This is a genomic window from Arthrobacter sp. Dra40, assembly GCF_059091905.1.
This window is the reverse complement of the sequence record NZ_JBNHHB010000187.1, coordinates 1-9,989: the sequence shown is the minus strand read 5'-3', so window position 1 is coordinate 9,989 and position 9,989 is coordinate 1. Positions and strand designations below refer to the sequence as shown.

Genomic DNA, 9,989 nt, shown 5'->3' with positions numbered 1-9,989 from the left:
GGGCCTGGTCGCGGCCAGGCCCCGCAGCGCCCTACGTCACTTGCCGGTGATGTCCTGGTAAATCGGCACCCCGTTCCAGGCGGTGTTGACGTTCTGCACCACGGAACTCCAGCCGACCTGCCGGACCTGGTACCACAGCGGGATGGCGGGCAGATCCTTCATCAGGATTTCCTGCGCCTCGTTGAAGATCTTGTCGCCCTCTTCCGGTGTGGCAGCGCCGAGTCCTTCACGCAGCTTCTGATCGAACTCCTTGTTGGAGTAATCCCCGTCGTTCGATCCCGCGCCTGTGCCGTAGAGCGGGCCGAGGAAGTTGTACAGCGACGGGTAATCGGCCTGCCAGCCCGCACGGGAGGCTCCGGTCATTTTCTTCGCCGTGACCTGGGTCCGGAGTTCGGCGAAGGTGGCGTATGACTTGAACTGGGCGTCAATGCCCAGGACGTTCTTCAGGCCGTTGGCGACCGCTTCAATCCATTCCTTGTGGCCGCCGTCGGCGTTGGACGCGATGGTGAACGTCTTGTTGCCCCACGGCTTGATCTTGTCGGCTTCGGCCCACAACCGCTTGGCTTCCTTTTCGTTGTACTTCAGCACCTCGTTGCCCGGAATGCTGTCGTTGTAGCCCGCGAGCACCGGGGCAGTGAACTCGACGGCCGGCTGCCGGCCGCCTTGGAAGATCACCTTCGTGATCTCGTCACGGTTGATCGCCATCGAGATGGCCTGCCGCCGCAGGTGGCCCGCTTCACCGGTCCACTCGTCCAGATACTGCGGAATGACGATGGTCTGGTTGCCCGCATAGGGCTTCTCCAGCCAGCGGCCCTCGCCGAGGTCTGTCTTGAAGTTTGCCAGCGCGCTGGGCGGGATGGTGTCGAGCACATCCAGGTTGTCCGAGAGCAAGTCCTGGTAGGCCGATTCAAAGGACGAATAGAACTTGAACGTGATGCCCCCGTTCTTCGCCTTCCGGGGGCCCTGGTAGTCCGGGTTCGGCTTCAGCCCAACCTGTACGTCGTGCTGCCAGGCACCGTCGCCGGCCAGCATGTAAGGTCCGTTCCCCACCGGTTTTTCCCCAAAAGCCTTCATATCCTTGAACGCCTCCGGCGGCAGCGGGGCGAACGCGGTGTACCCCAGGCGCAGCGGCCAGTCCGACTCAGGCTGGGCCAGCTTCACGGTGAACGTGGTGTCGTCCACCTTTTTCAGCCCGGACATCTCGTCCTTGGTGCTGCCCTCTGAGCTGACCTCGTCGTAGCCTTCGATGCTCTCGAAGAAATAGGCCGACAGTTGGGCGTTCTTGACGGCGGCACCGTAGTTCCACGCGTCGATGAACGAACTGGAGGTGACCGGGTCACCGTTGGTAAAGGTCTGGCCGGGCTTCAGCTTGATGGTGTAGTTCTGCGAGTCTTTGGTCTCAATGGATTCGGCTACTTCGTTGACCGGTTTGCCTTCCGCGTCGTAGCTGATCAAGCCTGAGAAGATGAGGTCTACCACTCGGCCACCGCCGACCTCGTTGGTGTTCGTCGGGACCAGCGGGTTTTGCGGTTCGGTGCTGTTGGCCGTGATGACTGCCTGGGCATTGCCGCCGGTGCCGCTCTCGCTGCTTCCGCCACCGCCTCCCCCGCAAGCCGTCATCGCCAGTGCGGCCGCGGCGGCCACTCCAATTAGTCGGGATGTTCGAGCGAAACGCATTCCGTCTCCTGATTCGCCGTGCCTTCATCCGGCGGCTTGTGACGCCGGACTAGTCCGCGCGAGCGTGGTTCGCAGCTGCGGAGGCTCGCGTGGCACCAGCATATGCCCCACCTGTGACGCTGATAACAGCCCGTGTTTCCGTTTAGGTTGCATTTAGGCAAAATTTGGGACTCGGCAGGGGCTGCGGCCGCGTCCTTTTTCCCGAGGAGCCGGGCGTCTTGCCACCTGCACGCCGCCGGAGAGGTAACGATTTGGTCACGGACTTTAAGAGTACGACGGCGGTGCCTACCGCCGGGGCAGGAACCGGAACGTTTCAGTGGCGTGTGGCCCACGCCGTCGTCAGGCGAGCCCGGCGAGTTTGGCCTTCCAGAACGCACGCCAGTGATCGAGCTGCTCGACCGACTCCAGCCGCTCGTGCTGCAGGCTCAGGGAGGCCTTGCCTGCAGACTTTTCGTAGATGGACACGTTGACACGGGAGCCGTCAGCCAGGCCGCAGCGCCAGTAGCGCCACTTGGGGGTATCGCTGAGTTCGGGCCCTCGGGTGACGAGGATGCCGGAAAAATCCTCCGCGCCGGCCACCAGAGCGACCCATCTGTCCCGCACCTCATCCATGGTTCCGCCGACGGTCCTGCTCACCGAGGTTTGGAATTCCCCGTCACAGTCCTGGCCCGGCTGGCGGCGGCCGATCTGCTGTTCGTAGGCGACCGTCGCGGACTGCGCCCACCAGCCATCGGCCAGCCCGGACTCATGCAAGGCACTGGCAATGGCCTTGTGGCTGAGTGTTTTGGCGTCGATGCCGGCAAGGAAGCCCTCAACCTCTGACCAGCTGGCGCCGATGCCCTTTTCGATCGCCTCGATGTTCATGCTGCGGACCACTCAACACTCCTGGATTGCACGATGCCCTGACGTGCCCCGCGCTGTGCGGCAGGGCCGGGGACGGGGCGGCTGAGCCCCTGCCCATCATGTCATCACGGGCAGGGGCCGGGCACCATGGATGGCGGAATGCCGGACGTTGTCAGTCGCCGGCGGCCAGCAGCTGGGCGCGGAGTTCGCGCCGTTCGCGTTGCTTCTGGGGATCGGGCAAGGGCACCGCCGCCAGCAGCCGCTGGGTGTACAGTTCCTGCGGGTTCCGCAGGATCTCGTCCCGAGTGCCCTGTTCAACAATCCGGCCTTGCCGCATCACGCAGATGCGGTCGGCCAGCACGTCGATCACCGCCAGGTCGTGCGTGACAAACAAGCAGGCAAAGCCCAGTTCCCGCTGCAGGTTCTGGAACAGCTCCAGCACCGTGGCCTGGACCGAGACGTCCAGTGCGGAGGTAGGCTCGTCCGCCACCATAAGCTTCGGCTCCAGCGACAGCGCCCGGGCGATGCCCACGCGCTGCTTCTGGCCGCCGGAGAGTTCGTGCGGATAGCGGTTGCGGTAAGCACGCGGGAGCTCCACTTGGTCCAGCAGCGCTTCGATCTTCCGCTGCAGCGCGGCCCCCTTCGCGACGCCGGCCAGGTACATAGGCTCGCCGATGCTCTCACCAATCGGCAGGCGCGGGTTCAGCGACGACGACGGGTCTTGGAAAACCATGCCCACATGCCGGCGCAGTGCATGCAGTTGCTTGGGCCGTGCACCGGCTATGTCCTGCCCCACCACGCGCAGGGTGCCCTCGGCGACGGGCAGCAGTCCGACGGCGGCGCGTCCGATCGTCGTTTTGCCCGACCCGGACTCTCCGACGAGACCAACCACCTGTCCGGCATAGATGGACAGGTTGGCGCCCTCCACTGCCCGGAAGGCAGGCACCCGCCCCTGCTTGGGGTATTCGATGGCCACGTTGGCCAACTCCAGCACCGGCTCGCCCTTGACCCGATCACGGGGCGCCTGCGCCAGGGCCTCGGCGTTCTCACGTTCGCGCCGCTGCAGTTCATTCTCGTCAATGTGCAGGGAGGCCCCGGTGGCCGCAGCGAGGGCAGCCGTAATGTCGACCTCCGCCTCGCCGTCGGGCCGCCCGCCCAGATGGGGCACGGCAGCCAGCAAGGCCTGCGTGTATTCATGCCGGGGATTGTTAAAGATGTCCAGCGCGGTTCCGGTCTCGACGATCCGGCCGCGGCGCATGACGGCGATCTTGTCCGCCAGGTCGGCCACTACGCCCATGTCGTGCGTAATGAGCACAATCGCACTGTCCAGCTTGGTGCGCAGGTTGCGCATCAAGTCCAGGATCTCGGCCTGTACGGTGACGTCGAGGGCAGTAGTGGGTTCATCGGCGATCAGCAGTTTGGGGTCGCAGGAGAGCGATTGGGCAATCATGGCGCGCTGCCGCTGGCCCCCGGAAAGCTGGTGCGGATAGGACCGGAAAGCCTTTTCCGGATCGGGCAGCTCGACCAGCTCCAGCAGCCGCAGCGCCCGCTGCTTGGCCTCCTGCGGCGAGATGGCATTGTGTAACCGCAGCGTTTCCACGATCTGGAATCCGATCGTGTAGACGGGGTTCATCGCCGTCATGGGTTCCTGGAAAATCACCGCGACGTCGTTGCCCCGCACTTGCCGGAGCTTGGTGCCGCTCAGACCCAGGATTTCGCGTCCGTTGAGCTTAACGCTCCCGGTGGCGCGGCTGTTGGACGGCAGCAGGCCCAGCAGTGCCATGGAGCTGGCGCTCTTGCCGGAACCGGATTCACCCACGATCGCCAGGACTTCGCCCGCCTTGACGTCGTAGTTGAGGTTGATCGCGGCGGGCACCCATTCCTTGTCCACGCCGAAGTCCACGCTGAGGTTGGTGACCTCCAGGACGGGTGCTGAACCGCGGGCCGTCTCCACGCTTCCTGCCGGCAGCGTCGGATCGATGATTTCGGTCATAGCTGGTCTTTCCCTTCCAACCTGTCGCAGTTGGTTGATGCGAGTGGAGAACTGGTACCCGGTCCTGAAACTATGGGGGCATGACAACGTCTGCTGCTGCTGGCTCCACGGTCTTCCGTCCGCGCTCCGCGAGCTGGTTCACCGGGATCGTCTGGGCCATTGTGGCGGTCAGCCTGACGTCTTCGCTGGTCACCCACGGGCCGGACAGCCTGCCCGCCTCCTGGCCACTGCTGGCCATCGCTTATCTGACCTGGTGGCTGGCCTGGTACCCCGCCGTCGTCATCGGCGACGACGGCGTGCTGCTCCGCAACCCGGTCCGGACGGTCTCGGTTCCCTGGAGCGCCTTGGTGACCGTCGATACCAAGTACGCACTGACGTTGGTCACGCCGCGCAGGAAATACTCCTCCTGGGCTGCTCCCGCCCCGGGGATGTTCGGCGTCCACCGCGCCCGCACCGACCATGTGCAGGGCCTTCCGGAGACCACCTACGGGCCGGCGCAATCGATCCGCCCCGGCGATCTCGCCAATTCCGATTCCGGAGCGGCCGCCTACCACGTTCGGAAACGCTGGGCTGAACTTTTGGCCGCGGGCAGCATCAGCATTGGGGAAGCAGACACGGTTGCGGTGGCCCGGACGCCGAATTGGTCCGTACTCGCCGTCGGCACCGTGCTGGTAGTGCTCAGCATCATGACGCTGGTCCGCTGAGCCGGACCGCAACTGGCCAGGAAGGCGTCGGGGGCGCACGCTACACGCCCGTCGTCGAGGTGGTTCCGGTCTCGGGGTGGGCGGACACCGCCGCCGCCTTCGCCCTCTTGGCATTGAACTTCTTCTGCCGTGGATCGAACGCATCGCGCAGCCCGTCGCCGATGAAGTTGATGCACAGGCAGATGGCCACGATGAACATACCCGGCCACCAGAACAGCCACGGCCGGGTCTGGAACGCTTCCTGGTTCTGGCTGATCAGCGACCCCAGCGATACATCCGGCGCCTTCACGCCCATCCCGATGTAGGACAGGCTGGTCTCCAGCAGGATCGCAGCCGACATGCTCAAGGTCACCGAAACGATGATGACGCCCACGGCGTTCGGCAGGATGTGCTTGAAGATGATGCGCGCGTTGGAGGCGCCGGCGATCCGTGCGGCGTCGACGAATTCCCGCTCCCGCAGGGAGAGGAACTCGGCGCGCACCAGACGCGCCAAACCGGTCCAGACGACGGCACCCACGAACAGGCCCAGGAAATATGGCTGGACGTCGGCACCCACCGCGCGACCGGCCACCTGCCCGAGCACTGCGGCGATAATGATCAGCGGGATCACGATGACGACGTCGGTCAGCCGCATCAGCACCGCTTCGACCCAGCCGCGGAAGTAGCCGGACAGCGCGCCGACCACCACGCCGATGGCGCCGCCCACCAGACCGATAATGAACATCACGGCAACAGAGATCTGAACTCCGCGCATGGTCTGGGCGAATGTGTCGCGCCCCAGGCGGTCCTGGCCGAACGGGTGCTCGCCCAGGCTCGGGGGAAACAACTGCAGCGTGGGGGCTCCCCCGTTGACCATGTCATTGACACCGTTGTGGGTGTACTTCCACCAGCCGGGCAGTCCGAACATCCCGCTGGAGGAATAGGCGATGATCAGGATCAGGCCAAAGACGACCAGGCTGATGATGGCGGCGGTATTGCCCATGAAACGCCTGCGGACAATCTGGCCTTGGCTCAGGCCTGCCTTGTGCTCGTCGGTGGCTGCGGCAGGTTTGGTTGCGGTCGTGCTCATGCCTTTACCCTCACTCGCGGATCAAGCGCGGAATACACCAGATCCGCGACAAGGTTGAAGACCAAGGCCAGAATGCCGGTGATGAGGAAGACGCCCATCACCGGGTTGGGATCGGTTCTGTCCAGCGCCTGGATAAACAACTGGCCCATGCCGGCAAACGCGAACACCCGTTCGGTGATGACGGCACCTCCGATCAGCCCGCCGATGTCGAAGGCGACGATCGTGGCAATGGGAATCAAGGCGTTGCGGAACGCGTGGCGCATGACCACCGTTCGCTCGCCGAGGCCCTTGGCCCGGGCTGTCCTGATGTAGTCCATGTTCATGATTTCCAGCATCGAGGACCGCGAGTAGCGGCTGTAGGACGCCAGCGAGATCAGCAGCAGCGCAATGGTCGGCAGCAGCAGGTGAGTAAACGTGTCCAGGCCGTGGACCCACAAGTCACCCTTCAGGTTCGGTGTTTCAGAGCCGATCGTGGCGATGGGCCGCTGATTGACCCTGCTGTGGTTGAAGTAGGTGGGCCAGGCCTGCATGAACCGGTCCAGCAGGATGAGGCCTCCGACCAGGAACGCTGTCATCGCTGCAGCGTTCATGCTCTGCCGGCGGTCGTAGCCGCCCATCAACCAGCCGACGGCCAGTCCGACCAAGATGGTGGCCAGGGCCAGCAGGACGATCATCAGCCCGGTGGCCTGGACCAGCAGCGGCTGGATCGGGAAGTAGACGATGACGCCGACGCCGACAGTGATCAGCGCGGAGTAGAGCGCCCTGCGGTTCTTGAGCCCTGCGGCGAGCATGGTGATGCCGAAGGCGATGCCGATGCCGAAGATGGCGATCACCGCGAGGCCGAGTCCGGGAGTCTTGAACCACTGGGTGATGGACAGGCCCCAGAAGACGGCGGCGGCCAGCAGGAAGCCGGCTCCGGCTGCGCCGAGCTTCCGCCTGTAACTGCCGTTGGCGCAGATAAACCATATGGCAGCACTGACCAATCCAATGATGAGGATGGATTGCAGTGGTATGTCGGGGTCCTTGAGGAAGTTATTGAACCCGATGGCACCGAATTCTTTCAGGAGGACGGCCACCCAGAAAACGGGAAGTGAAAAGAACAGGAAAGCCATGAACGTGACGCTGTAATCCAGGGCGCTGTACTGCCGGAGCGCGGAAACAATGCCCAGCGAAACACCAATGACGATGGCAAGGACCGTTGCCGCGGTGACCAGCAGAATGGTCATGCCCATGGCCCGGCCCAGCTCGACGGTGACCGGCTGGCCGTTGACCGCATAGCCGAGGTCGCACTTGGCTACGAACGGAGCGACGCATTTGGCCGCGCCTGCGAGCCAGCCGAAGTAGCGGATGGGAGCCGGTGTGCCCAGGTCGAGCAGCGCTACCCGCTGCTGGATGAGCTGTTCCTTGTTCGCCGAGTTGCTGTCCCGGAGGTCGCGCAGGGGGTCGCCCGACAGCGCTGTCAACTGATAGACCAGGAAAGAGGCGCCCAGAAGAATGAGCACGGCAGTAAATAAACGCCGCACAATGTAGGTCACCATAGTGTTTTAACCTCGTTGATATGTGTTTGCGGATCTGTGGATCCGGCATTATCACAGTGAGTGTAATGAAGGTTACACACGAGTGGAATTTGGGGAATCCCAATCACTTATGCAAGGAATAGGCGGTTCTAAAGCTGCAAGGCGTCGGGACCGTAGTGCTCAAGGTCCCGACGCCTTGCGTGCTGTCTGCCGAGGAAATCGGCGGGGAGGTTTACTTAACCTTCCACTCCCAGAAGTTCCACCAGACACCGGTCTGGTTCGGCATGTACTTCACACCGTCGATGCGGTCGCTGTTGTAGGCATCGATGCCGACCGGCTGGAACAGCGGCAGGCCGTAGTGGGAGTCCCAAACGAGCTTGTCGATCTTGACGGTGAGCTCATCCTGCTTCTCCGGCTCGGTGGTGATGATCAGCTCGTCCATCAGTGCATCGGCTTCCTTGTTCGAGAAGCCGTTGTAGTTGGAGTCGGCGCCGGACCGGAAGATCTGCGGCACACCGCTGACGCCAACACCCGGGGAGATCCAGCCGAAGATGGCCGCATCGTAGGTGCCGGTTCCCAGGGCAGAGCCCCAGTCCGAGGCGCCCAGTCCGCCGTCGACGACCTTGAAGCCTGCCTTGGCGGCGGATTCCTCGATCAGCGTGTAGGCATCCACGCGGTTGGGGTTGTCCTTGTTGTACATGATCCGGACCTCGGGGGTGGCTCCTGCAAGCAGTTCCTTGGCACCCTCGATGTCGGCGTCCTGGTACTTCTCGGAGCCGTTGTTGGCAGCAGATTCCTTGTAGGCGGCCTGTGCCGGGACGAAGAACTGCGAATCCAGCGGCTTGGCTTCCGGGTCCAGCGGAGCCATCAGGCGGTCAACGATGGCCTTGCGGGGCACTGCCTTCATGAAGGCTTCGCGGACCTTGGCGTCCTTGAAGACACCCGAGAAGTTCAGGTCGAGGTGGTCGTAGGAGAGCTGCTCGCCGCGGTTGACTGTCACGCCCTCGAGGCCCTCGAGCAGTTCAACGGTGTCGGCCGAAGCCTGCGGGGCGATGATGTCCACTTCGCCGTTCTTGAGCGCCTGGACCTGATCGGGAGCCGCTCCGATGTACCGGACGGTGATTTCCTCCACGTTGGGCATCGGACCGAACTTGTAGGCATCGTTGCGGACAAGAGTCATGGACTGGTCCGGAGTGATGCTGTCCACGATGAACGGACCGGTGGAGAGGTAGAGGCTGGCGTCCGACGGCAGGGTCTTGGTGTCGAATCCGGTGTTCCAGAAGTCCGCGACAGCCTTCAGCTTTTCGTTCTTGGCCGGCTTATCCGGATTGCCCTTGGGGCTCTCGTTGAACAGGTCGACCAGGGCCTGCTCGTCCGCCAGGCCGGCGTTTTCGGCCACAACGTGGGCCGGGGTGTCGAGGATGCCGTAGGAGGTCTCCCAGTCCGCAAACGGCTTGGAGTACTTCAGCGTGATGGAGCGGCCGTCGTCGCTGATCTCCGGCTTGTCGGTCAGGCCCAGGCCCGACGTGTCACCGGCGTATGAGAAGTACGCGGTACCCTTGTCGACTTCGCCCTCATCGTTGAAGGTCGCGTCGTCGTAATGGCCGGAGTAGACGGCCCAGGCCAGCATCAGGTCGCCGGCGTCAACCGGATTGCCGTCCGACCAGGCGACGCCCTCCTTGACCGTGTACTTGACGGTCAGCGGATCTTCGCTGACTTTCTCGTAGGTGCCGAACTCTTCGTTCTTGACCACGTTGAGTTCGTTGTCGATGTAGTTGAAGTCCGCGTGGGTCAGGTACGAGATCTTCGAGTTGATATCGACATTGCCCACGGCCGTGTCCGAGTTGAAGGAGCTGAAGGCGTTCACTTCAGCGACGCTGATGGAACCGCCGGCCCCAGCCGCGGTGGAATCGCCTGAGCCCTCGGGCGAGGAATTTCCGCCACCCGAAGTCGCGCAGGCGCTCAGGGCCAGGGCTGCAACAGCCGCGACACCGATAGCTTTGGAAGTACGTCCGAAACGCATTCCGCCTCCTTGTTTCTGTCTTGGGTAGGCCCCCTGCAGTGCTGCAAAGGACGGACATAGACCGCGTCGCCTGAAGTTCAACGAGCTTCCCGCCGAACGTGGCATGTCTCACACGCTTTGAAGCGTAAACCGGAACCCCCCGGCTTGGGTATAAAAAGGTCGC

General features: G+C 63.5%; 7 protein-coding genes. 1 reads left to right on the top strand and 6 read right to left on the bottom strand.

What is annotated here, in order from left to right; genetic code table 11:
* Positions 1-36 precede the first annotated feature (36 nt).
* From AC5RWT_RS30370 to AC5RWT_RS30360, 3 genes are all read right to left on the bottom strand, one after another.
* Positions 37-1,677 carry a peptide ABC transporter substrate-binding protein gene (locus AC5RWT_RS30370; RefSeq protein WP_494083457.1) on the bottom strand — a complete coding sequence of 547 codons (1,641 nt, stop codon included), beginning with the start codon at positions 1,675-1,677 and terminating at the stop codon, positions 37-39.
* A 339-nt stretch (positions 1,678-2,016) separates the two neighbouring features.
* On the bottom strand, positions 2,017-2,553 hold the full coding sequence (locus AC5RWT_RS30365) for a hypothetical protein (RefSeq protein ID WP_494083456.1): 537 nt from the start codon (positions 2,551-2,553) through the stop codon (positions 2,017-2,019).
* 139 nt (positions 2,554-2,692) lie between these two features.
* Positions 2,693-4,513, bottom strand: coding sequence for an ABC transporter ATP-binding protein (locus AC5RWT_RS30360; protein WP_494083455.1), 1,821 nt, complete (start codon positions 4,511-4,513; stop codon positions 2,693-2,695).
* Between the two features lie 80 nt (positions 4,514-4,593).
* On the opposite strand from AC5RWT_RS30360, the gene AC5RWT_RS30355 reads away from it, so the two are divergent.
* Complete coding sequence (locus tag AC5RWT_RS30355) at positions 4,594-5,217, top strand: PH domain-containing protein (protein ID WP_494083454.1); 624 nt, start codon at positions 4,594-4,596, stop codon at positions 5,215-5,217.
* A 40-nt stretch (positions 5,218-5,257) separates the two neighbouring features.
* On the opposite strand, the gene AC5RWT_RS30350 is transcribed toward AC5RWT_RS30355, so the two are convergent.
* The 3 genes from AC5RWT_RS30350 to AC5RWT_RS30340 all read right to left on the bottom strand — a co-directional run bounded on the left by AC5RWT_RS30350 (position 5,258) and on the right by AC5RWT_RS30340 (position 9,826).
* Positions 5,258-6,286, bottom strand: a complete 1,029-nt coding sequence (locus AC5RWT_RS30350; protein ID WP_494083453.1) for an ABC transporter permease — start codon at positions 6,284-6,286, stop codon at positions 5,258-5,260.
* Entirely contained in the window at positions 6,283-7,824 is a 1,542-nt protein-coding gene (locus tag AC5RWT_RS30345) for an ABC transporter permease (RefSeq protein WP_494083452.1), read from the bottom strand. Before AC5RWT_RS30345 ends, AC5RWT_RS30350 begins: the two co-directional genes overlap by 4 nt.
* Before the next feature lie 211 nt (positions 7,825-8,035).
* Positions 8,036-9,826, bottom strand: coding sequence for an ABC transporter family substrate-binding protein (locus AC5RWT_RS30340; protein WP_494083451.1), 1,791 nt, complete (start codon positions 9,824-9,826; stop codon positions 8,036-8,038).
* Positions 9,827-9,989: the final 163 nt, after the last annotated feature.

Coding starts and splice junctions, on each gene's coding strand:
- AC5RWT_RS30370 (WP_494083457.1), bottom strand. CDS start 1,677: ATGCGTTTCGCTCGAACATCCCGACTAATTGGAGTGGCCGCCGCGGCC.
- AC5RWT_RS30360 (WP_494083455.1), bottom strand. CDS start 4,513: ATGACCGAAATCATCGATCCGACGCTGCCGGCAGGAAGCGTGGAGACG.
- AC5RWT_RS30355 (WP_494083454.1), top strand. CDS start 4,594: ATGACAACGTCTGCTGCTGCTGGCTCCACGGTCTTCCGTCCGCGCTCC.
- AC5RWT_RS30350 (WP_494083453.1), bottom strand. CDS start 6,286: ATGAGCACGACCGCAACCAAACCTGCCGCAGCCACCGACGAGCACAAG.
- AC5RWT_RS30345 (WP_494083452.1), bottom strand. CDS start 7,824: ATGGTGACCTACATTGTGCGGCGTTTATTTACTGCCGTGCTCATTCTT.
- AC5RWT_RS30340 (WP_494083451.1), bottom strand. CDS start 9,826: ATGCGTTTCGGACGTACTTCCAAAGCTATCGGTGTCGCGGCTGTTGCA.